The sequence below is a fragment of the Anaerozeibacter quisquiliarum genome, from assembly GCF_051162045.1.
GTDB lineage: Bacteria > Bacillota > Clostridia > Christensenellales > Aristaeellaceae > Anaerozeibacter > Anaerozeibacter quisquiliarum.
This window is the reverse complement of record NZ_JBISDI010000012.1, coordinates 50,198-71,093: the sequence shown is the minus strand read 5'-3', so window position 1 is coordinate 71,093 and position 20,896 is coordinate 50,198. Positions and strand designations below refer to the sequence as shown.

Genomic DNA, 20,896 nt, shown 5'->3' with positions numbered 1-20,896 from the left:
CTATCCCCCTATGCGCGACATGCCCTCGGGGCAGGCCGCCCTTTCAAACGCGTGGCATGCGGGTTTGGCCCACACCGCCCGCTCGATCCCCGCGCGCAGTTCGCCGTCGTCCGCCCCGCCGCGCAGCAGGGCGCGCAGGTCGAGCCCGTCGTCACAGCCCAGGCACAGCTTCAAATACCCCTGGCTGGTCAGCCGCACCCGGCTGCAATCAGCGCAAAACCGGTGACTGAGCGCGTCGATGAACCCGATCCGCCCGGTTAAATCCGGCGCTTCATAATACCGCGCCGGGCCGGAGCCGCGCCGGGCCGGGTCGGGCGCAAGGCCCGGATAGCGCGCGGCCATCAGTTTAAGCAGCTCGTCCCCCGGCATGCCCGTGAGTGCCGCGCCCGCGCCCATCGGCATCAGCTCGATGAAGCGCACGTCCACCGGCCGCGCCTCGGCCAGCGCGGCGACATCCGCGAGTCCATGCTCGTTGACGCCGCGAACCGGCACGCAGTTGAGCTTGACCGGTATGCCCTCATCGAGCGCGGCATCCAGCGCGGCCAGCACCTCGCTCAGCGCGTCGCGCCCGGTCATGCGCGCGTACACCGCGCGGTCTACACTGTCGAGGCTGACATTGAGCCCGTCGAGCTTAAGCGCGGCCAGATGATCGACCCATGGCGGCAACGCCACCGCGTTGGTGGTCATCGTCAATCGCTCGATCCCCGGCACGCGCCTCAGCCGCTCGAGCAAGCCAAACCAGCCCCGCCGCGCCAGCGGCTCGCCGCCGGTGACGCGCACCTTTTTCACCCCGAGCGACGCGAATACGCCCACCAGCCGCCCGATCTCCTCATATGTCAGGATGTCCCCATGCCCGACCGGCTCTACGCCGTCCGGCTGGCAGTACCGGCAGCGCAGATTGCAGCGGTCGGTGATCGACACGCGCAGGTAATCAATCTCGCGTCCCAGCGCGTCCTTCATCGATTACGCCTCCGTCCGCCGAAACGGGCCGCTCTTGCCGCCCGTCTTTTCGAGCAGGCAGATTTCGCCGATCACCATGTCCTTTTCAAGCGCCTTGAGCATGTCGTACACGGTCAGCAGCGCGACCGACACGCCGGTCAGCGCCTCCATCTCCACGCCGGTCGGCCCCTGACAGCTGACCTCGCAGCGCGCCTCGAGCGCACCTTTCAGGAATTCAAACTCGATCGACGCCTTCGAGATCGGCAGCGCGTGGCACAGCGGGATCAGCTCGCTCGTGCGCTTGACCGCCATGATGCCGGCCACGCGCGCCGCGCCCAGCACGTCGCCCTTGGGCGCGCCGCCCTGCGAGAGCGCCTCATAGGTCGCCTTGCTCATGTGGATGCGCCCGCGCGCCAGCGCGCGCCGGGCGGTTATCGCCTTGCCCGCCACGTCCACCATAAAGGCCTCGCCGCGCTCGTTCAGATGGGTCAGGCCCTCCACCGTCACACGCCCCTTCCGAACCCGCAATTGGGAAACGTACACATTTCGCACGACAGGCACAGCCCGCCGTGTCCCAGCGCGGCCAATTCCGCGGCATCCACGCGCCGACCGGCCGCGAGCCTCGGCAGCACCAGGTCGAAGATCGTGCGCCTGGCGTACATCACGCAGCCGGGCAGCCCCACGACCGGTACGGCATCCAGGTACGCCAGCATGAACATCGCGCCCGGCAGCACCGGCGCGCCGTAGCTTATGATCTCGGCGCCGCTCAGTTTGATCGCCAGCGGCGTCCTGTCGTCGGGATCGACGCTCATGCCGCCGGTCACCAGCACGATTTGACAGCCGAAGCCCGCAAGCTCCCGGATCGCGCGCGCGATCGGCTCGGGCTCGTCGGACAGCTTGCGCTTTTCCACGACTTCGGAGCCATACTCGGCCATCTTGCGCTCGAGCACCGGCGTGAACTTGTCCTCGATGCGCCCGGTGAACACCTCGCTGCCGGTGGTAATCACGCCCGCGCGCAAGGCTTGGAACGGCGTCAATGTAAGCAGCGGCGCGGCGCCCGCGGCGGCTTGCGCCTTTTTCAGTTTATCCTCGGCGACGACCAGCGGGATCACGCGCGTGCCCGCCAGTTTGTCGCCCGCCTTCACGGGCGTGTTGGTGGGCCGGGTGGCGACCATCAGCTCGCCCAGCGCGTTGACCGCGCGCAGCCGCGGAACGTCCACCGTCAGCAGGCCGTCCGCCTCGGCGATCACGTCGATCTTGCCCTCGCTCGGCCCTTGCGGACGCATGTGCTCCCCGGCGCACAGCCGGTAGAGCCGCCAGGCCGCGTCGTCCTCGTGGACCATGCCCGGCGTAAGCGACCACACGTACAGGTTGGCCTTGCCAAGATCCAAAAGCGCCTCGACGTCTTCGGGCCGCACCACATGCCCCTTCGTAAACGCCACGCCCTTGAATTCGCCCGGCACGATGCGCGTGATGTCGTGGCACAGCACATGCCCCACGGCCTCGCGGGTTGGGATCAGCTTCATCGACTCGCCTCCTCGGGAAAGTGTTCGAGAAAAATCGCCTCGATCGCGCGAGCGCAGGCCTCGGCGTACGCGCCGTAGCGGCGAAGCAGCCGCTCGCCCGCCTCGGTCAGCCGCGCCGCGCCGCCCGCGCGCCCGCCCTGGCGGCGCACGATCACCGGGAAGCCCGCCTGCGCCTCGATGTCACGGATCATCCGCCAGGCCTTCGAGTAAGAAAGGCCCATCTGCTCGGACGCGTGGCGTACGCTGCCGGTGTCCCGGATCAGCGAAAGCAGCTGCTGACAGCCGGGGCCGTAGAATGGGCTCTCGTTTGCAATGCGCAGCTTGGTCACCGGCCTCCATCCCATGATGATCCCTCGCCTTCGCCGCCCTTAAGCGGCATCACCCGGTCGGGCGCGACCCACAGATGCTCGGCCGCGGCCATGCCCGAGGACTTATCGATCTTCCACCAGATGGGCTCCGGCCCGCCCGCGTCGACCATCACATCCCAGGTAAATTGCCCCTCGACCCGCCGGATCACGCGCGCCGGCAGCGGGTTAACGCAGCCGGTCGGCGCGGGTACGAAATCGCGCGCGCGCACGCCCACGTGGGTATGCCCGGCCGTAAACGGGCGCTCGATCAGAAGCTCCACGCCCCAATCCTCGCAGAACACCCGGCCGCGCGATGCCGCCCGCGCGCGCGAAATGTTCTTGCAGCCGGTCAGCCGCGCCACCGACACCTTGCCCGGATCGCCAAACAGCGCGCGGGTCTCGCCCTCGGCCGCCACCCGGCCCCGCTCGATCACCACCAGCCGTCTGCACAGCTTGAACGCTTCGTCGCGGCTGTGGGTGACCATGACCGTCGGGCCCGGAAAGTCCTTCAGGATTTCCGCCAGCTCGAGCTGCATCTTCTCGCGCAGGTGCTCGTCAAGCGCCGCGAACGGCTCGTCCAGGAGCAGGGCCTCGGGCCGCGCGGCGAGACATCGCGCCAACGCCGCGCGCTGCTGCTGCCCGCCCGACAGCTGCGCGGGATAGCGCCCGGAAAGCTGCGCGATCTCCAGACGCTCGAGCAGCTCGCGCACGAATTCCCGCGTCGAGCCCCGCGCGCTGAGCGCGTTTTGCATGACCGTCATATGCGGGAACAGCGCGTAATTCTGGAACAGATACCCGACGCCGCGCGCCTGTGGGCGCAGGTCGACGCGCGCCTCGCCGTCGTACAGCGCGCGCCCATTCAGTATAATCCGTCCCTCGTCGGGCGTCAACAGCCCGGCCACCGCCTTGAGCGTCATGCTCTTGCCCGCGCCCGACGCGCCCAGAATGCCGAGCATCTCGCCGCCCTGCGCTTTGAGGCGCACATCCAGCGAGAACCCCTTGAAGCGGCGGCGCGCCTCGACCGACAGGCTCATGCGTTTGTCCTCCCGCCCTTGGCCCCGATCATCTCCACCGCGAACGCGCAGACGACGGAAATGCCGAGCAGCACCCAGACGTAGCGCGCCGCCTCGGCCATGTCGCCCGCCGCCACCGCCGAGTAGACCGCCAGCGGCAGTGTGCGCGTGCGCCCCAAGATGTTGCCCGCCAGCATCGCGGTCGCGCCGAACTCGCCGAGCCCGCGCGCGAACGAGAGCGCGCCGCCGGCCAACACGCCCGGCAGCGCGAGCTTGAGCTCCACCCGCAAAAACAGTTTGAGCTCGCTCATCCCGATCGTGCGCGCCGCCTGCGAAAGCGCCGGGTCCAACTGCTCAAGCGCGCCGCGCGCCGCCCGGTACATCAGCGGAAACGAGATAAACACGGCCGAGATCACCGTGGCCCCCCACGAAAACGCCACCTTGACGCCGAACGCCTCCTGAAAAAAACGCCCCACCGGCCGGTTGACGCCGAACACCATCAGCAGCAGAAATCCCGCCACCGTGGGCGGCAGCACCATCGGCAGCGTGGCGAACACGTCGAGCGCGCGCTTGACGCGCGCGCTGCGAATGCCGTGCACCGCCTTCGCGGCGATCAGCCCGAGCGCGAAGGTGATCGCGCCCGAGGTCAGCGCCGTGCGAAGAGAAACGAAGAGGGGATTCACGGGGCCTTTATCGGCGTGAAGCCGTAGCCGGCGAAGACCTCGCCGGCCTCGTCGCTCGTCAGGAACGCCATCAGCGCGCGGGCCGCGTCGGGATTGGCGGTCGCCGCGACCACGCCCGCCGGGTAGACGACCTTCTTGGCGAGGCTCCCCTCGGGCGCTTCGCACAGAACCACGACGCGCGCGTCATTTTGCGCGTCGGTCATGTAGACGAGGCCCACGTCGGCGCTGCCCTCGCCCACCCAGCCCAGCACCTCGGTCACATTGGTGCCGAGGCTCGCCTTCGCAAGTACCGCGTCGTACACGCCGAGATTCGTCAGCGCCTCGCGGCTGTACTGGCCGACCGGCACGCTCTCCGGATCGCCGATCGCAATCGTGGCGGCGTTTGCGATGTCCTCAAAGCGCGTAATGTCGATATCCGAATTCGCGGGCGCGATCGCCACCAGCTTGTTCTCGAGCAGCTCCACCACCGACTGCGCGTCGATCAGGCCCTGCCCGGACAGCGCGTCCATCTGCTTGGTCGCCGCCGACACGAACACGTCGGCCGCCAGTCCCTGCTCGATCTGCGTCTGCAGCTTGCCCGAAGCGTCATAAACGCCCTCGATTTTGACGCCGGGATGGGCCGCCTCAAATCGCGGGATCAGCTCGTTCACGAACACCTTTTCCAGACTGGCCGCCGCCGCCACCGTCAAATTGGTCTCGGCCGCCGCGCCCAAGGAAGCCATCAGCCCCACCGCCGCCACGAACAAGATCCCCCACCGCCTGAACCGCACAAAGACCGCCCCCTTCCCAAACCCGAATTGTTTTCGAATACAACTCGATTGTGTGCGTATTGTAAAACATCCGACGAATGTCTGTCAAGCGGAAAATCCCCGAACCGTTGACATCGCCCATCCGAGCCGCTACAATATCACCAACATCGCGTAAAGGGGACGCAGAGTGATCTATTTCGACAACGCGGCGGGCACGCTGCCCAAGCCCCCGGCCGTGCGCCGGGCGATGGACGAGGCGCTTGCCGGCTTCGGCAATCCGGGCCGCTCGTTTCACGAACCCGCGATGCGGGCCGCGCGCGCGGTGCTGGCGGCGCGAACGGCGGTCGCCGCCTTGGTTGGCTTGGATGATCCGATGCGCGTGGCGTTCACGGGCTCGTTCACCGAGGCGATGTCGCTGGTGATCGCGGCCTACATACGCCCCGGCGACCGGGTGGCGGTCGACGAGGCGGCGCACAACTCGGTGCTCCGGCCGCTCTACCGCGCCGGCGCCGAGCTTGAGATCGCGCCCTGCGACGCGCTCGGGCGGGTACGGCTCGACGGGCTGCTCGACCTGATCCGGCCCGGAACCCGCGCGGTGTTCCTGTGCCACGGCTCGAACGTGACCGGCAACATCGCGGACGCGCGCGCGGTTTATCGGCGCGCTCAGGGCGTGGGCGCGCTCATGGTGCTCGACGCCGCGCAGACGCTGGGCGCGCTGCCGGTCTCGATGGACATGGCCGACATCCTGTGCTTCACCGGCCACAAGGCGCTCCTCGGGCCGCAGGGCACCGGCGGGCTGATCGTGCGCGAGGGCATCCCCACGCAGGTCTCCAAGACCGGCGGCACCGGTTCGCATACGTTCGAGCCGCTGCAGGCGGCGCGGATGCCCGACGCCTTCGAGGCCGGCACGCCGGGCGCGCACGGCCTGCACGCGCTGGCGGCGGGAATCGGCTGCGTCGCTGGGATCGGCCTGCCCGAGCTGGCGCGGCGCGAGCGCGCGCTGCTGAACCGACTGCATTCGGGCATCGCTGCATTGCCCAATGTGCGGCTGGCGGGCGACTTCGCGCCGGACGAGCGGCTGCCGATCCTGTCGTTTGCCGTAGACGGCCTGGACAGCGCCGAGATGTCGTTTAGACTTTGGTCGGAATTCGACATCGCCAGCCGCCCCGGCGGGCACTGCGCGCCGCTCTTGCATCGGCGGCTGGGCACCGTCGAGACCGGGCTCACGCGGCTGTCGCTGTCGTTCATGAACACGGCGGACGAAGTGGACGCCTGCATCGCGGCGGTCGAAGCCGTCGCGCGCGGCGCGGGTTAAGCGGGCGTATGGAAGAAGCGCTGATTACCTTCGACGGCACGTCGCACGCGGTGCGCGCCGAGCAACTGCTGCTGGCGGCGGGGCTGCGCGCGACCGTCATGCCGCTGCCCGGCGCCATACGCGCCGGCTGCGGCATCGCGCTCAGGCTGTCGCCCGCGGAACTGCCGGCGGCGCTTGCCGCGCTCGAGCGCGCGCGTGCCGCGCGCGGCGCGCTTTATCGGCGGCTGGTCGAAAATGGGCACAGCTGCTATAAACCGATCGAGGAGGATGCGCATTGACCCACAAGATCCCGCTTTCGATGTGTACGAGCGGCGGCTGCGGCGCGAAGATCGGGCCGGGTGAGCTTAGCGACCTGCTGGCCCCGCTCAAGGGGGCGGCCGACCCGCGCCTGCTGGTCGGGCTGGACGCGAACGACGACGCCGCGGTCTGGGCGCTCGATGACGAGCGTGCGCTGGTGTCCACGCTCGACTTCTTTCCGCCGATGGTGGACGATCCATACCTGTTCGGGCAGATTGCCGCCGCCAACGCGCTCAGCGACGTGTACGCCATGGGCGGCGAGCCGCTACTGGCGCTCAACCTGATCTGCTTCCCCGAGGATGGCGATGCGGCGCTGCTGGCCGAAGTGCTGCGCGGCGGGGCTGAAAAGGTGCGCGAGGCGGGGGCGGTGATCGCGGGCGGGCACTCGATCTACGACCGCGAGCTCAAGTACGGGCTGTCGGTCACCGGCATGGCGGATCGCGGCGCGCTCACCCGCAACGACACGCCGCGCGTCGGCGACCGGATCATCCTGACCAAGGCACTGGGCGTCGGGGTGGTGCTGGCCGCCCACCGCGCGGGGCTTTGCTCGACAGAGGCCTATGGCGCCGCGGTCGCCTCGATGACCCGCCTGAACCGCGACGCCGCGCGCGCGATGCGCAAATACCGCGTGAGCGCCGCGACCGACATCACCGGATTCGGCCTGCTTGCGCACGCGCTCGAAATGGCGGGACGGCATGCCACGCTGACGCTGACGCCCGAGGCGCTGCCGCTGCTGCCCGGCGCGCGCGGCTACGCCGACGAATTCCTGCTGACCGCGGCCGGTCAGCGCAACCGCAACCACCTGTCGGGCCGATGTACCCTGGACGCGGTGCCGTTCGCGCTGCAAGAATTGATGTTCGACCCGCAGACCTCGGGCGGATTGCTCATCGCCGTACACCCGGAGGACGCGCCGCAACTGCTTGCGCAAATTCAGCAAACCGACCCCGCCGCCCGGTTGATCGGCTCGGTCGATGCGCGCCGCGCGCAGGCCATCCGATTTGACTGACCGCTCAACGACGGAAGGAGGATTTCCCATAAAGATCATTGATATGCTGGGCCAACCCTGCCCGATGCCTGTGGTGAACGCGCGGCGCGCGCTGGCCGACCCCGATGTGGACGCGGTGTGCGTGCTGGTCGACAACAAGATCGCAGGGCAAAACCTCGAGAAGATGGCGTCGCAGCTGGGCTATGCCTGTTCGTTCGAACGCCGGGACGGACACTACCGGGTGATCGTCGCACGCGACCGGGACGCCGCGTTCGCGCCGATCGCCGAAACCTTAAACCAACCCAAGCCTGCTCGCGCGTCCGCCGGGGCCACGGTGCTGATCGCGCGCGATGCGCTGGGCGGCGGTTCAGAAGAACTGGGCAGGCTGCTCATGAAGGGCTTTATCTTCTCGCTGACCGAGCTCGACCCGCCGCCGCGCGAGGTGATCTTCATCAACGGCGGCGCGCACCTGACGAGCGAGGGCGCGAACACCCTGCCGGACCTGATGACGCTTGTGGAAAAGGGCGCGCGCATCTACACCTGCGGCACCTGCCTCAACTATTACGGCCTGATGGATCATCTGGCGGTCGGCGAAGTGGCCGATATGATGCGGATCGCCGGCATGCTGAACGGGGCCGCGCGTCTGATCTCGCTGTGAAGTTATTTGATTTGCTCGAGCTCGCGCCGGGCGAGCGGGTGGCGGTGGTCGGCTGCGGCGGCAAGACCGGCGTGGTGGAGTTGCTGTTCGGCGAAGCCGCTCCGCTCAGGGCGCTGATCGCGCCCACCACCCGCATCCTGCCGCCCCCGCCGGGCGTTTTTTGCCTGGGCGTGCCCGACCCGCCGACCGGCAAACTGCTGGCCGCGCCGCTCGAGGAGATCAAGCGCGCGTCCGCCGACTGCGACATAACGCTGATGGAAGCCGATGGCTCGCGCGCTCTGCCGCTCAAGGGCTGGGCCGACTGGGAGCCGGTGGTGCCCGCGTTTACCACGCTGACGCTGGGCGTCGTCGGCGCGCGCGCGCTGGGGCTGTCCGCGACAGGCGAGCACGTGCACCGGCTGGACCGGTTCCTTGCGCTGACCGACCTTGACGAGGGCGATGTCGTGGACGCGCGCGCGATCGCGCGCATGATCCTCGCCCCGGGAGGCATGCTGGCCAAGGCCGTCGGCCGGACGGCGCTGCTAATCAACCAGGCCGACGCCCAAGACGCGCTGCCGATTGCGCGCGCGGTGCGTGCGCAATCGAATCTGCCGATCTTCGTCGGCTCGGTTTGGCAGAAAAAATGGGAGGTCTATCGATGACAGAGCGCGAACGGATCGTCGTCCGCGGCGGCGGCGACCTGGCCACCGGTGTGATTCAGAAGTTTCATCGCGCGGGCTTCCATGTGCTGGTGCTCGAGGCGGCGCGGCCCACCGCGATCCGGCGCACCGTCTCGCTGAGCGAGGCGGTGTATCGGGGCGTCGCCGCCGTGGAGGACATGACGGCGCGGCTGGCCGGGGACGAGCGCGCAATCGCCGCCGCGCTCGACGCGGGCGAGATCCCGCTCGCGGTCGATCCCGAAGGGCGCTGGATCGAACGGTTCAAGCCCCGCTGCGTGGTCGATGCCATCCTCGCCAAGCGCAATCTGGGTACATTTCGGGGCATGGCCCCGGCCACGATCGCCGTGGGCCCCGGCTTCGTCGCGGGTGTGGACGTCGATTGCGTGATCGAGAGCATGCGCGGGCACGACCTGGGGCGGCTGATCTTCGAGGGCGCGGCGCTGCCGAATACCGGCACTCCCGGCGAAATCGGCGGCAAGTCGTCGGAACGGGTGGTCCACGCGCCCTGTACGGGCGTCGTACGACCGGTGCGCGCGATCGGCGATGTGGTGGCCGCGGGCGAAACGCTGTGCTTTGTGGGCGATCAGCCGGTCGCCGCTCCGATCGCCGGGCTGCTGCGCGGCCTGATCGCCGAGGGCCTATCAGTCCCCAGGGGGATGAAGATGGCCGACGTCGACCCGCGCACGGACGTCGACTGGCACACCATTTCCGATAAGGCGCGCGCCATCGGCGGCGGCGCGCTGGAGGCGTATCTATATTTGAGGAGAAGCGTATGAACGAGTGGATCGAAGCGGCGCTGGAGCGCATCCGGGGCGGGCGTGACTGCGTGCTGGTGAGCGTGGTGGCGACATCGGGCTCCACCCCGCGCGGCCCGGGCGCGCGCATGCTGGCGGATGCGCGGGGGCTGGTGTGCGGCACGGTGGGCGGCGGGCCGGTGGAGCACGACGCGGTGCGGCGCGCAACCGAGCGGCTCGAGAGAAGCGTGTCGGCCGGAGCGCTGAAAGACTACCGCCTGGCGGGCGACCGGGCCGCCGACCTGGGCGTGTGCGGCGGCGGCATGCGGCTGTACTTTCAAACGCTGCCCGCCGGGGACGGGGCGCTGATCGACTTGCTGGAGCGGGCGCGCGCGGCGGCGGACGGCGCGCGGGACGCCTGGCTGATTACGGATCTCGAGGATGGCGGCATGACGCTGTCGTTTGAAGCGGTCGCGCCTGAGGACGGGCAATACGCGCAGCAGATCGCGAGCGGCGCGACCTGCTACCTGTTCGGCTGCGGGCACGTGGCGCAGGCGCTGGTACCGGTGCTTGCGCGCGCGCTTTTCCGGGTGTGCGCGCTCGACGACCGGGCGGATTTTGCCGATCGGCGGCTGTTCCCGGACGCCGCGGAGGTGCGGCTGGTTGATTTCGGTGATCTGGCGTTCATGGACGGGGTAACCGGGGCGGACTACGTGGCGATCATGACGCGCGGGCACCAGCACGATTTTGCGGCGCTTAAGGCGGCGCTGCGCACGCCGGCGCGCTACATCGGCATGATGGGCAGCAAGGCAAAGCGCGCCTCGGTGTACGAGCGCGCGCGGGCCGAGGGTTTTACCGAGGAGGACCTAAAGCGGGTGCGCTGCCCGATCGGCCTGCCGATCGGCGCGCAGACGCCCTATGAGATTGCCATCAGCATAGCGGCCGAGATGATTCAGGCGCGTACTCGCGCGTGAGCGCCCATCATCACTCGCGCGGGGACTTCCCTATCGCCCCACCTCGACGATCCCGCCAAATGAGGGATAGTTGCTCTTGAACAGCCGCTCGCGCTCGACCTCTTTGCCGTCCTTCATCAAGATCCGGTACGTGGTCACCTGATAGCCGTTGCGCCTGGCTTCCTTCACCCGCGTCATGCCGGTGGGCAGATCCCCAACCGGCACGTACCTCGGTTCGCCCGCGCTGCGGGTAGCGTTGGTCTCGCCCTTGAGCTTGAACGACACGCCCTCGTCCAGTTTCTTGCCGTGCAACTCCACGATCACCTGCTTGTCACGGGTTACCCCCGCCGACAGGTAGATCGGGTAGTCCGACGTGTTCCGGAACCGGAAGTCCTGGTTGGGCCAGTCGATCGTGGCGTCCAGTCCCCGGGGGACGTAGGTCGATGGAATCGTGTGGGGGTAGCGCTTGATGATCTGATGCCCCGCCTTGGCGACCGTGTTGAACAGCGTGGTCGCCACCTGGCAGATGCCCCCGCCGACCTCGAGCGTATGCGCACCGCCCGAGACCGCCGGGGCGCGCTTGTAGCCCTTCTCCGTCGTGCGCTTGCCCAGCGTCTCGTTGAACGAAAACACCGCGCCCGGCTCGATGCGCAACCCGTTCAGCGCCTCGCACGCCAGCCGCAAATTGGTTATCCGGTTGCCCGAGGAACTCTTGGCGCTGGTCTTGGTCGAGGCCACCATGCCAAAGCTGCGCTTAAGCTCCTCGACCGTCTGCGCGGGTCTTACCACGCGCCGTTCGAGCGTCAGCGCGCCGCCGCCGGCTTTCACCTTCTCAGCGACCGCGTCGCGCAGTTCCTTGGCGTCCACCGCCAGCCCCTCGACGCCCTCTTCAAAGGAAAAGCCCTTGCTCGCAACGTCGAACCCGGTGATCTTCGCCGAGGTGCCCGGCTCCGACGCCGCCTGCGCGATCGCGTCCAGCCGCTGCGCCCACGCGTCCCGGTCGGGGCCGCCGTGTACCTCGTAGGCGCGCGCCCACGCGCCCGCGGCCTTGCTGATCGCGTCGTAGCGCGCTGCGAGCGTACCGTAGCGCCCGACCGACCAGGCGCTCTTGAGCACGTCCGCATAGTCGCTCTGGTAGAACGCGTCCGCGCTCGTCAGCAGCCAATGGTTCTGCCCGATGTTGAGCTCGATCTGATAGGCGCGCCTTTTGAGCTCGTCGCGCGCCGCCCACTCGCCGAGCGCCTCCGGCAGCGTCTTGCCCGATAGCTCCTGCCCGTCCACCGTGATGCCCGGATAGAACCGGTCGGTTTCAACCGCCGCGCGCATCGCCCGAAAGGCGCGGTACTGCGCGATCGACATGACAAGGGCCGCGACCAGCACAAACAGGATGCCGCCCATCACCGCCGTCACCGGCCCCGACCACCAGATCCGCCTGCGCGCGCGCCTGATCTTCCTCAACTCGCGCCTTGTCTGCCTCGTCTCGACTTGGGTCTGCGTTTCTATCTTGGAATGCTTGCCCACTTAAATAAAACTCCTACGGATTGGCCATGTAATACGACAGCTCGAGCAGCGCGTCGGCCAGGTGCACGCTCTTGAGCGTCACGCGGTCGGGCACATCGAGGTCTATCGGCGCAAAATTCCAGATCGCGTTGACCCCGCCCTTGACCAGCCGGTCGCAGATGGCCTGCGCCGCCTGCTCGGGCACCGCGATCACACCGATGTCCACCGGATGCTCGTCCAGGTAGCCGTCGAGCTGCTCGATTGGCAGCACGGGCAGCCCGCCTCGCGTCTCCTCATGCGCGCTCGCGCGCATGTCAAACAGCGCCTTGACCTCAAAGCCCATGGAGCGGAACGCGCTGTAGTTGGCTACGGCCTGGCCGATGTTGCCCGCGCCCACCACGACGCAGTGATAGCTGGGCCCGAGGCCCAGGATCTCGCCGATGCGCCGCCTGAGCTCGGCCACGTTGTAGCCGTAGCCCTGCTGCCCAAACCCGCCGAAGCAATTGATGTCCTGCCGGATTTGCGACGCGGTCAGGCCCATGCGCTCGCCCAGTTGCTGGGAGGAAATGCGGATCAGCCCCATCTTTTCCAGGTTGCACAGATATCGGTAATACCCCGGCAGCCGCCCAACGACGGCGCGCGGTACGCGTTCTCGCACCATGTGACGCTCTCCTTTACAGGTTAATCTCGCCCATGTCGATCGCGGGTCCGACGAGCCACGGATCGACCTCGGCGGCAATAAATTCGCTCACCTGTTCGCCCGCGCGCCCGACGTACAGCCGCGCGTCCATCAGCGCGCCGAGTTCGTCCTCGCTAAGGCCGAACGCCCCGTCGGCGGCGATGCGCCGAAGTAAATCGTTGTCTTCGCCTTCGGCACGCATCCTGACCGTGGCCTGGTGCGACAGCACACGCAGCTTTTCGTGCAGCTGCTGCCGGTCGCCGCCGCGCATAACGCCCGCCATCAGGATGTTCTCGGTCGCCATGAACGGCAGGTTCTCGCGGATGCTCCGCTCGATCATCTTTGGATACACCACGATCCCGCCGGCCACGTTGGCGTACAGCTCGAGCACCGCGTCGAGCGCCAGGAACGCCTCGGGCAGCGACAGCCGCCGGTTGGCCGAGTCGTCGAGCGTGCGCTCGAACCACTGGGTCGCGGCGGTCTGCGTGGCATTTGCCTCCAGCGCCATCACGTGCCGGGAAAGCGCGCACATACGCTCCGAGCGCATCGGGTTGCGCTTGTAGGCCATGGCCGACGAGCCGATCTGATCCTTTGAGAACGGCTCCTCGAGTTCGTGAAACGCCTGCAGCATCCGCATGTCCTGCGCGAACTTGTACGCGCTCTGCGCCACGCCCGAGAGCACCGCCAGCACCCGGCTGTCCAACTTTCGTGGATAGGTCTGACCGCTGACCGCGTACACCTTATCGAGTCCCATCTTGCCGGCTATGCGCCTCTCGCATTCGAGGCACTTGGCGCCGTCGCCGCCGAACAGCTCGAGGAAGCTGGCCTGCGTGCCGGTCGTGCCCTTGCTGCCCAGCAGCTTGACCGTGGACAGCACATGCTCGATGTCGGTAAGGTCCATGACGAGGTCCTGCATCCACAGGCAGGCGCGCTTACCCACCGTGACCAGTTGCGCCGGCTGCAGGTGCGTGAGCCCGAGCGTCGGCAAATCCCTGTGCTCCAGCGCGAACGCGCGCAGCCGTCGGACGACCTCGATGATTTTAGCGCGGATCAGCTCAAGCGCGTCCCGGAGGATCAGCGCGTCGGCGTTGTCGGTTACATAGCAGGAGGTCGCGCCCAGGTGGATGATGCCGGCGGCGTCCGGGCACTGCTCGCCGTAGGCCAGCACATGCGCCATCACGTCGTGGCGCACCTTTTCCTCGTGCGCGCGCACGCGCTCGTAGTCGATGTCGTCCAGGTGCCGCTTCATCTGATCGATCTGATCCTGCGCGATCGGCAGACCCAGCTCCATCTCGGCCTCGGCCAGCGCCACCCACAGCCTGCGCCACAGCCCGTAGCGATGGTCTGGCGAGAACAGGCTCTGCATGGCCTTCGAGGCGTAGCGGCTGTTCAACGCCGTCTCGTATATGTTCTTTCGCTCCATCTGACGGCCTATGCCTCCTGCCGGATAATCAGTTGCTCGCGGTCGGGCCCGACCGACACATACCGGATTGCGACGCCCAGCGCGCGCTCGACGTACTCGACGTATTGCCGCGCGGCCTCGGGCAATTCCTCGAACCGGCGCACGCCCGAGATGTCCTCATCCCAGCCGGGCAGCACCTCGTAGACCGGCTCGCAATCGTACAGATCCTGCGTGTAGGGGAAGCGCTCGATCTCGACCCCGTCCAGCCGGTAGCGCACGCACACCGGGATCTCGACCAGGCCGGACAGCACGTCGAGCTTGGTCAGCGCGATCTCGGTGGCGGCCTGCAGTTCGGCACCGTGGCGGGTGGCCACGATGTCAAACCAGCCGACGCGCCGCGGCCGGCCGGTGGCCGCGCCGTACTCGCCGCCCGCCTCGCGCAGCCAATCGCCCTCCTCGGCCAGGAGCTCGCCCACGAACGGGCCCTCGCCCACGCAGCTCGAGTAGGCCTTCACAACGCCCACCACGCGGTCCAATTTGATCGACGGCAGCCCGCCGCCCAGCGGCGCGTAGGCCGACAGCGGTGAGGAAGACGAGGTGAACGGGTAGATGCCGTACTCGATGTCGCGCAGCGCGCCCAGCTGCGCCTCGAAAAGGATGCGCTTGCCATCCGCGCGCGCCGACTTGAGCAGCTCGCCCGCGTCGCAGATATGGTCTTTCAGCGCTGTCGCGTAGCGGGCCAGCCAGGCCTCGACCTCCTCGATGTCGATCGGCGGCTGGTCGTAGGCCTTGCACAGCACGGCGTTCTTCCACTCGACCAGCGTCTTAAGGTGCTTGTGCAGCACCTCGGGGTGCTTAAGGTCGCCCATCTGGATGGCCTTTTTCATGTACTTGTCACCGTAGATCGGCGAGATGCCGCGCCGGGTCGAGCCATACTTTAAGTCGCCCAGCCGGTTCTCCTCCAACTGGTCCTGCAGCGGGTGAAACGGGAACACGATCATCGCACGGTCGGAAATCTTGAGGTTGTCGGGTGTGATGGTAACCCCCTGCGCGCGTACCCGCTCGATTTCGCCCACCAAGTGCTCGGGGTTCACCACCGTGCCCACGCCCAGCAGATTGACCTTCTCCCTGCGGAAGATACCCGAAGGAAGCAGGTTCAGCGCAAACTTGCCGTATTCGTTGATGACGGTGTGGCCGGCGTTGTTGCCGCCCTGGTAGCGCACGACCAGGTCGTATTGCTCGGCCAGGTAGTCCACCATGCGCCCCTTGCCCTCGTCGCCCCAATTGACGCCCACGATCGCGCAGGTATTCATGTGCCGAACACCTCCGTATTGCTGAATGTTTCCGCGCGTCCATGTGCCGAACGTACGGAAAACAAGCCAAAACCCCGCTTGCTTACAAAGTATAACACCCGTACCCCCGCAATTCAAGCAAATTGACGAAAAATAAACAGTGCGCTCGATTCACGCTTATTTAACCGCGCGTTCGCTTGTATTCCGAACGGGATGTGCTATAATACCTATATAGAACATATGTTCGCATACCTGGAAAGGAGCGCCGCCCATGGATGTGTTCGAGAAGTTGACCGTGCTCGCCGACGCGGCCAAGTACGACGTGGCCTGCACCTCGAGCGGCGTCAATCGCCGCGGCGGCGGCGTGGGCAACGCGGTGGCGGCGGGCATCTGCCATAGTTTTGCGGCCGACGGGCGCTGCATCTCGCTGCTCAAGGTGCTGCTGAGCAACGCCTGTGCCTACGACTGCGCCTACTGCGTCAACCGCCGCTCGAACGACGTCCGACGCACCTCGTTTACGCCGCGCGAGCTGTGCGATCTGACGATGGGCTTCTACCGGCGCAACTACATCGAAGGGCTGTTCTTAAGCTCGGCGGTCTTGGGCACGCCCGACCGCACCTGCGAGCTGATGATCGAGGCGCTGCGGCTGCTGCGCGAGGAGTATCGCTTCGCCGGCTACATCCACGCCAAGGCCATCCCGGGCGCGGACCCACTGCTGATCCATCGGCTGGGTCTGTTGGCCGACCGGCTGAGCGTCAACATCGAGCTGCCGTCGGAAGAAAGCCTCGTGGCGCTCGCCCCCGACAAGAGCAAGCGCGCGATCCTCGCGCCCATGCGCCAGATCGAGGGCGGCATCCTGGAGAGCCGCAACGAATTGCAGCTGTATGGCAAGGCGCCCCGGTTCGCGCCGGCCGGCCAGTCGACGCAGATGATCGTGGGCGCGACCGCCGAATCCGACCGGCACATCTTGTCGCTGTCGGAGTCGCTCTATCGGCGCTTCAACTTAAAGCGCGTGTTCTTTTCGGCCTACATGCCGGCGGTGGCCGACCGTCGTTTGCCCGCGCCGGGCGGCAAGCCGCCGCTGCTGCGCGAACACCGGCTGTACCAGGCCGACTGGCTGATGCGATTCTACGGGTTCGAGGCGGGCGAGCTGCTGACCGAGCAGAGCCCCTTTCTCGATCCGTTGCTCGACCCGAAGTGCCACTGGGCGCTCGAGCACCTCGAACAGTTCCCGGTCGAGGTCAACCGCGCCCCGCACGAGCTGCTGCTGCGCGTGCCCGGCATCGGGGTGAAGAGCGCCTGGCGCATTCTCGAGGCGCGCAGGCAGGGCACGCTTGACTTCGAGGCGCTCAAAAAACTCGGCGTCACGCTCAAGCGCGCGCGCCACTTCATCACCTGCAAGGGCAAGGTGTTGCCGGGGATCCGGATCGACCGCCGATTCATCTACCCGATGCTGACGGGAGGTCTTGCCGCCGAGCGCGGGCAGCAACTGTCGTTTTTCGACCTTACGAAGGAGGATATCCAGCAATGCTTGACCGGACAGCTTTGATCTACCGCTACGACGGCACGCAGGACGGCCTGCTGTGCTGCGTCTACGAGGCCATGGCGAAACGCGAACAGCCGATGATGATCCTGTCCGCGCGCGAGATGCAGTCGATGCTGTTTGAAGATCGGTTCATCGAGACCGACCCCGCCGTCGCGCGGCGGGTGGCCGACGCCATCCGGGGCCGCATATCGGAGGACGCGCTCACCATGGTGGGCCGCGCGCTGCTGACCCACTTGCCGGGCAAGGAAATCCACCTGTTGGATGTGCTCCGCCGCGCGTTCCGCGAGGGGCCGGGCCTGCTGAGCAATCTGTCCGACCCGGCGGTTTACAAGCTGAACCGGGCGATCACCTTCCTCGAGCGCGAGGCGCACCTGCTGACCGGGTTCATCCGCTTCCGGGAGTCGGACGGCGTGCTGACCGCGGTGATCGAACCGAAAACCCAGGTGCTTAAGCTGTTGGCCCCGCACTTCACCGACCGCTTCCGGCAGGAGACCTTCCTGATCCACGACAGGACGCACGGCGAAGCGCTGGTGCACCGCGCGGCCGGCGCGGCAGGCCGCGGCGAGACGCGCATCGTGCCGGTGGAGGCCTTCGAGCAGGCCCCGCCGGGCGCGCAGGAGCAGGCCTTCCAGCGCCTGTGGCGCGCCTTCTTCCGCACGATCGCCATCGAAGGCCGCGAAAACCCCGCCTGCCAGCGCACCCACATGCCCAAGCGCTACTGGGCGCAGATGACCGAGCATCAGCCGGAGAGCGCATGGCCGGAAGCGCTGCCTCTTTCGCCCGTTCAAGGGCTTTGCCCTTAAAAATCCCATCAACGCTCACGCGGGGGGATCGTCCGCTTCCCACCCCTCCGGCGCGGCCAGTTCGTCCACCTTACTGAGCTTCTTTGTGATCTGGCGCGTGCGCGTGGAGGCCTGGTCGAGCTCCGCGCCGGCTTGATCGAGGCGCTGGCGCGTGCGCTCCAGCGCCTCGCCGAATTGGTAAAACTCGCCGCGCACCGCGCCCAGCAGCCGCCAGATCTCCTCCGAGCGCTGCTCCACCGCCAGCGTCTGAAATCCGATTTGCAGACTCGTCAGCAGCGCCGACAGCGTGGTCGGCCCGCTCACCAGCACGCGGTGCCTGTCCTGCAGGCGCTCGCACAGCCCCGGACGGCGCAGCGCCTCGGCGTACAGCCCCTCGACCGGCAGGAACATCACCGCGAAGTCGGTCGTGTGCGGCACCTTGATGTACTTGCCCGCGATGCGCTTGGCCTCCTCGATCAGCACGCGTTCCAACTGCGCGCCCGACAGCGCAACCGCCTGACGGTCGCCCGCCTCCGCCGCGTCCACCAGCCGCTGGTAGTCCTCCTGCGGGAACTTGGCGTCGATCGGCAGCAGCACCGGATTGCCCGGGCGCTTGCCCGGCAGCACGACCGCGAACTCCACCCGCTCGCGCCCGCCCGGCTCCACCGGCGTGTTTTCGAGGTATTGCTCGGCCGTCAGCGACTGCTCGAGCAGCGCCTTGAGCCGCACCTCGCCCCACACGCCGCGCGTCTTGACCCCGGCCAGCACCTTCTTTAAATCGCCTACGCCCTGCGCCAGCCGCTGCATCTCCCCCAGGCCCTTGTACACCCGCTCGAGCTGCTCGCCCACCTGCCGGAACGATTCGCCCAGCCGCTTCTCGAGCGTCGTTTGCAGCTGGTGGTCGACGGTCTCGCGCATCTCCTTGATCTGCCGCTGCTGCCGATCGATCGATTGATCGATGCGCGCCATCATCCGCTCGATGCGCTCCTCATTGGCCTGCGCGCTGGCCGACAGCAGCTGGTTGGCCAGCTGCCAGTCGCGGCCCATGCGCTCGCCGAGCGCCTCCACGCGCGAGGCCATCTCGGCGTGCTGGTGGCGGCGGTAGCGCTCGTGCTCGTCCATCCGCGCGCGCAGCGCCCGCATCGACGCCGCCAGCCAGACCCCGGTCATGACGACCAGCAACAAAACGGCGAGTTGAATGTAGATCGGATCAGGCATGGCCGTTCACCCCCTCAATGAGCGCCTCGGCGCAGCGCACGCCGTCCACCGCCGCCGACATGATGCCGCCGGCGTAGCCCGCGCCCTCGCCGCAGGGGTACAGTCCGCGAATCGCCGAGGCGCAGTTTGCCCCGCGCGGCAGCCGGAGCGGCGAGGACGAGCGGGTCTCCACCCCGGTGAGCAGCGCACCCGCGCCCGCGAAGCCGCGCAGCCGCCGATCCATGTCGCACAGCCCCTTTTTCATCGCCGCCACCGCGAACGGCGGCAGGCAGCGCGCGAGGTCGGCGTAGGCGACGCCCGGCCGGTAGGTCGGCTCCACGTCGCCCGCGCCGCGCGAAGGCACACCCTGCAAGAAGTCGCCCACCAACTGCGCCGGCGCGCGGTAGCCCCCGCCGCCCAGCTCGAACGCCGCGCGCTCCCAGCGGCGCTGGAATGCGAGGCCGTCCAGCGGAGAAGCGCCATAATCGGCCGGGCCGACCGAGACCAGCAGCGCGCTGTTGGCGTTCGCGCCGTCGCGCGCCCAAGCGCTCATGCCGTTGGTCGCGACCATGTCGGACTCGGACGCCGCCGCCACCACCGTCCCGCCCGGACACATGCAGAAGGTGTACACCCCGCGCCCGTCAGCCGCCTTGGCGCTCAGCTTGTAATCCGCCGCGCCCAGCGCCGGGTGGCCGGCGGCGGAGCCGTACTGCGCGCGGTCGATCATCCGTTGGCTGTGCTCGATGCGCGCGCCGATCGAGAACGGCTTGGGCTCCATCGGCACGCCTTGGGCGAACAGCGCCTCGAAGGTGTCTCGCGCGCTGTGGCCGACCGCCAGGATGATCTGTTCGGCCTCGATGTCCGCTGCGTCGGCTACGATGCCCTGAAGCCGTCCCCCTTCGAGAATCAGCCGGTCGAGCCTGGTCTCGAAGCGCACCTCGCCGCCCAATCGCTCGACCTCGCGCCGGATCGACGCGACCACGCCCGGCAACCGGTCGGTGCCGATGTGGGGCTTGGCATCGTAGAGCACCTGCTCGGGCGCGCCGTGCTCATACAGCGTTTCGAGCACCAGGCGGCAGCGAGCGTCCGAGATGCCGGTCGTAAGTTTCCCGTCGGAAAACGCGCCCGCGCCGCCCTCGCCGAACTGCACATTGCTATTCGGGTCGAGCGCGCCCGTGTGCCAGAACGCGCGAACGTCCTCGGTGCGCCGGTCGACCGGGCGCCCGCGCTCGAGCACCAGCGGGGCAAGCCCCGCGCGCGCCAGCACCAACGCCGCGAACAGCCCCGCCGGGCCGAGTCCGACCACGACCGGGCGGCGCTTGCCCGGCGCGGCATGGGGCGTGCGCCAAGCCGGGGGTTCGGCCGCCTGCAACTGCGCGCCGCGCGGGGGCGCAAGCCGCGACGCGGGCAGCGCGCAGTCGAACTCGATCGACGCTACAAAATGGACGTCGCGCTTATCGCGCGCGTCCACCGATTTCTTGACCAGCCGGGCGCTCGGGACGTCATCCTCACGCAAGCCCAGCGCGCAGGCGACCAAGCGCGCAGGCGCGGAAAGCTCCGCGCCCAGCGGCAGTTTCAGATTTGAAATGCGCAGCATGTTTTTCTCCTTTAGAAGGATTGCGCGGCGGAACGGGCGGCCC

22 protein-coding genes are annotated in these 20,896 nt (G+C 67.9%); 9 read left to right on the top strand and 13 right to left on the bottom strand.

All coding sequences use genetic code 11. From position 1 onward, the window contains the following. Genes moaA through modA form a run of 7 tightly spaced genes read right to left on the bottom strand, consistent with a single transcriptional unit; the run spans window position 1 to window position 5,278 of the window. A complete protein-coding gene (moaA, locus tag ACH6CV_RS07220; RefSeq protein ID WP_456357506.1) occupies window positions 1-960 on the bottom strand; it encodes a GTP 3',8-cyclase MoaA in 960 nt (319 codons plus the stop codon). A gap of 3 nt (window positions 961-963) precedes the next feature. Continuing rightward, entirely contained in the window at window positions 964-1,440 is a 477-nt protein-coding gene (moaC, locus tag ACH6CV_RS07215) for a cyclic pyranopterin monophosphate synthase MoaC (protein WP_456357537.1), read from the bottom strand. A gap of 2 nt (window positions 1,441-1,442) precedes the next feature. Continuing rightward, on the bottom strand, window positions 1,443-2,465 hold the full coding sequence (locus ACH6CV_RS07210; RefSeq protein ID WP_456357505.1) for a molybdopterin-binding protein: 1,023 nt from the start codon (window positions 2,463-2,465) through the stop codon (window positions 1,443-1,445). After that, a complete protein-coding gene (locus ACH6CV_RS07205) occupies window positions 2,462-2,809 on the bottom strand; it encodes a winged helix-turn-helix domain-containing protein (protein WP_456357504.1) in 348 nt (115 codons plus the stop codon). The genes ACH6CV_RS07210 and ACH6CV_RS07205 overlap by 4 nt, the downstream gene beginning before the upstream one ends. After that, window positions 2,791-3,846 (bottom strand): sulfate/molybdate ABC transporter ATP-binding protein, encoded by a 1,056-nt coding sequence (locus ACH6CV_RS07200; protein ID WP_456357503.1) that lies wholly within the window; start codon window positions 3,844-3,846, stop codon window positions 2,791-2,793. Before ACH6CV_RS07200 ends, ACH6CV_RS07205 begins: the two co-directional genes overlap by 19 nt. Beyond that, window positions 3,843-4,508 (bottom strand): molybdate ABC transporter permease subunit, encoded by a 666-nt coding sequence (modB, locus tag ACH6CV_RS07195; RefSeq protein ID WP_456357502.1) that lies wholly within the window; start codon window positions 4,506-4,508, stop codon window positions 3,843-3,845. The genes ACH6CV_RS07200 and modB overlap by 4 nt, the downstream gene beginning before the upstream one ends. Beyond that, on the bottom strand, window positions 4,505-5,278 hold the full coding sequence (gene modA / locus ACH6CV_RS07190; protein WP_456357501.1) for a molybdate ABC transporter substrate-binding protein: 774 nt from the start codon (window positions 5,276-5,278) through the stop codon (window positions 4,505-4,507). The genes modB and modA overlap by 4 nt, the downstream gene beginning before the upstream one ends. A 166-nt stretch (window positions 5,279-5,444) precedes the next feature. Between modA and ACH6CV_RS07185 the strand changes: the two genes are divergently transcribed. The 7 genes from ACH6CV_RS07185 to ACH6CV_RS07155 are packed head-to-tail and all read left to right on the top strand — an operon-like array spanning window position 5,445 to window position 10,879. Next, window positions 5,445-6,572: an aminotransferase class V-fold PLP-dependent enzyme gene (locus ACH6CV_RS07185; protein ID WP_456357500.1), complete on the top strand. Its 1,128-nt coding sequence runs from the start codon at window positions 5,445-5,447 to the stop codon at window positions 6,570-6,572. Between the two features lie 8 nt (window positions 6,573-6,580). Next, window positions 6,581-6,850, top strand: a complete 270-nt coding sequence (locus tag ACH6CV_RS07180) for a DUF3343 domain-containing protein (protein ID WP_456357499.1) — start codon at window positions 6,581-6,583, stop codon at window positions 6,848-6,850. Window positions 6,851-6,870: 20 nt separating this feature from the next. Then, window positions 6,871-7,875: a selenide, water dikinase SelD gene (gene selD, locus ACH6CV_RS07175; RefSeq protein WP_456357536.1), complete on the top strand. Its 1,005-nt coding sequence runs from the start codon at window positions 6,871-6,873 to the stop codon at window positions 7,873-7,875. Between the two features lie 43 nt (window positions 7,876-7,918). Beyond that, window positions 7,919-8,512 (top strand): sulfurtransferase-like selenium metabolism protein YedF, encoded by a 594-nt coding sequence (gene yedF, locus ACH6CV_RS07170; RefSeq protein ID WP_456357498.1) that lies wholly within the window; start codon window positions 7,919-7,921, stop codon window positions 8,510-8,512. Between the two features lie 11 nt (window positions 8,513-8,523). Beyond that, a complete protein-coding gene (gene yqeC, locus ACH6CV_RS07165; RefSeq protein WP_456357497.1) occupies window positions 8,524-9,153 on the top strand; it encodes a selenium cofactor biosynthesis protein YqeC in 630 nt (209 codons plus the stop codon). Further along, a complete protein-coding gene (gene yqeB, locus ACH6CV_RS07160) occupies window positions 9,150-9,947 on the top strand; it encodes a selenium-dependent molybdenum cofactor biosynthesis protein YqeB (protein ID WP_456357496.1) in 798 nt (265 codons plus the stop codon). The genes yqeC and yqeB overlap by 4 nt, the downstream gene beginning before the upstream one ends. Beyond that, on the top strand, window positions 9,944-10,879 hold the full coding sequence (locus tag ACH6CV_RS07155; protein WP_456357495.1) for an XdhC family protein: 936 nt from the start codon (window positions 9,944-9,946) through the stop codon (window positions 10,877-10,879). The genes yqeB and ACH6CV_RS07155 overlap by 4 nt, the downstream gene beginning before the upstream one ends. Before the next feature lie 30 nt (window positions 10,880-10,909). On the opposite strand, the gene ACH6CV_RS07150 is transcribed toward ACH6CV_RS07155, so the two are convergent. From ACH6CV_RS07150 to ACH6CV_RS07135, 4 genes are read right to left on the bottom strand one after another with little or no spacing between them, the layout of a single operon-like run. Further along, window positions 10,910-12,379, bottom strand: a complete 1,470-nt coding sequence (locus tag ACH6CV_RS07150) for a VanW family protein (RefSeq protein ID WP_456357494.1) — start codon at window positions 12,377-12,379, stop codon at window positions 10,910-10,912. Between the two features lie 13 nt (window positions 12,380-12,392). Continuing rightward, window positions 12,393-13,019, bottom strand: a complete 627-nt coding sequence (locus tag ACH6CV_RS07145) for a redox-sensing transcriptional repressor Rex (RefSeq protein ID WP_456357493.1) — start codon at window positions 13,017-13,019, stop codon at window positions 12,393-12,395. 13 nt (window positions 13,020-13,032) lie between these two features. Next, window positions 13,033-14,460 carry an adenylosuccinate lyase gene (purB, locus tag ACH6CV_RS07140; RefSeq protein ID WP_456357492.1) on the bottom strand — a complete coding sequence of 476 codons (1,428 nt, stop codon included), beginning with the start codon at window positions 14,458-14,460 and terminating at the stop codon, window positions 13,033-13,035. Window positions 14,461-14,468: 8 nt separating this feature from the next. Continuing rightward, window positions 14,469-15,752: an adenylosuccinate synthase gene (locus ACH6CV_RS07135; RefSeq protein WP_456357491.1), complete on the bottom strand. Its 1,284-nt coding sequence runs from the start codon at window positions 15,750-15,752 to the stop codon at window positions 14,469-14,471. A 250-nt stretch (window positions 15,753-16,002) separates the two neighbouring features. On the opposite strand from ACH6CV_RS07135, the gene ACH6CV_RS07130 reads away from it, so the two are divergent. Then, window positions 16,003-17,280, top strand: coding sequence for a putative DNA modification/repair radical SAM protein (locus ACH6CV_RS07130; RefSeq protein WP_456357490.1), 1,278 nt, complete (start codon window positions 16,003-16,005; stop codon window positions 17,278-17,280). Further along, complete coding sequence (locus tag ACH6CV_RS07125; RefSeq protein ID WP_456357489.1) at window positions 17,259-18,080, top strand: TIGR03915 family putative DNA repair protein; 822 nt, start codon at window positions 17,259-17,261, stop codon at window positions 18,078-18,080. The genes ACH6CV_RS07130 and ACH6CV_RS07125 overlap by 22 nt, the downstream gene beginning before the upstream one ends. Before the next feature lie 15 nt (window positions 18,081-18,095). On the opposite strand, the gene ACH6CV_RS07120 is transcribed toward ACH6CV_RS07125, so the two are convergent. Both ACH6CV_RS07120 and ACH6CV_RS07115 read right to left on the bottom strand, forming a co-directional pair. After that, window positions 18,096-19,277 (bottom strand): DNA recombination protein RmuC, encoded by a 1,182-nt coding sequence (locus tag ACH6CV_RS07120; protein WP_456357488.1) that lies wholly within the window; start codon window positions 19,275-19,277, stop codon window positions 18,096-18,098. After that, window positions 19,270-20,853, bottom strand: a complete 1,584-nt coding sequence (locus tag ACH6CV_RS07115) for an NAD(P)/FAD-dependent oxidoreductase (protein WP_456357487.1) — start codon at window positions 20,851-20,853, stop codon at window positions 19,270-19,272. Before ACH6CV_RS07115 ends, ACH6CV_RS07120 begins: the two co-directional genes overlap by 8 nt. Window positions 20,854-20,896: the final 43 nt, after the last annotated feature.

Excerpts from the sequence above, each read along its gene's own strand:
- moaA (WP_456357506.1), bottom strand. The coding sequence starts at position 960 with ATGAAGGACGCGCTGGGACGCGAGATTGATTACCTGCGCGTGTCGATC.
- ACH6CV_RS07210 (WP_456357505.1), bottom strand. The coding sequence starts at position 2,465 with ATGAAGCTGATCCCAACCCGCGAGGCCGTGGGGCATGTGCTGTGCCAC.
- ACH6CV_RS07205 (WP_456357504.1), bottom strand. The coding sequence starts at position 2,809 with ATGGGATGGAGGCCGGTGACCAAGCTGCGCATTGCAAACGAGAGCCCA.
- ACH6CV_RS07200 (WP_456357503.1), bottom strand. The coding sequence starts at position 3,846 with ATGAGCCTGTCGGTCGAGGCGCGCCGCCGCTTCAAGGGGTTCTCGCTG.
- ACH6CV_RS07180 (WP_456357499.1), top strand. The coding sequence starts at position 6,581 with ATGGAAGAAGCGCTGATTACCTTCGACGGCACGTCGCACGCGGTGCGC.
- selD (WP_456357536.1), top strand. The coding sequence starts at position 6,871 with ATGTGTACGAGCGGCGGCTGCGGCGCGAAGATCGGGCCGGGTGAGCTT.
- yedF (WP_456357498.1), top strand. The coding sequence starts at position 7,919 with ATGCTGGGCCAACCCTGCCCGATGCCTGTGGTGAACGCGCGGCGCGCG.
- yqeB (WP_456357496.1), top strand. The coding sequence starts at position 9,150 with ATGACAGAGCGCGAACGGATCGTCGTCCGCGGCGGCGGCGACCTGGCC.
- ACH6CV_RS07155 (WP_456357495.1), top strand. The coding sequence starts at position 9,944 with ATGAACGAGTGGATCGAAGCGGCGCTGGAGCGCATCCGGGGCGGGCGT.
- ACH6CV_RS07145 (WP_456357493.1), bottom strand. The coding sequence starts at position 13,019 with ATGGTGCGAGAACGCGTACCGCGCGCCGTCGTTGGGCGGCTGCCGGGG.
- purB (WP_456357492.1), bottom strand. The coding sequence starts at position 14,460 with ATGGAGCGAAAGAACATATACGAGACGGCGTTGAACAGCCGCTACGCC.
- ACH6CV_RS07135 (WP_456357491.1), bottom strand. The coding sequence starts at position 15,752 with ATGAATACCTGCGCGATCGTGGGCGTCAATTGGGGCGACGAGGGCAAG.
- ACH6CV_RS07130 (WP_456357490.1), top strand. The coding sequence starts at position 16,003 with ATGGATGTGTTCGAGAAGTTGACCGTGCTCGCCGACGCGGCCAAGTAC.
- ACH6CV_RS07125 (WP_456357489.1), top strand. The coding sequence starts at position 17,259 with ATGCTTGACCGGACAGCTTTGATCTACCGCTACGACGGCACGCAGGAC.
- ACH6CV_RS07120 (WP_456357488.1), bottom strand. The coding sequence starts at position 19,277 with ATGCCTGATCCGATCTACATTCAACTCGCCGTTTTGTTGCTGGTCGTC.
- ACH6CV_RS07115 (WP_456357487.1), bottom strand. The coding sequence starts at position 20,853 with ATGCTGCGCATTTCAAATCTGAAACTGCCGCTGGGCGCGGAGCTTTCC.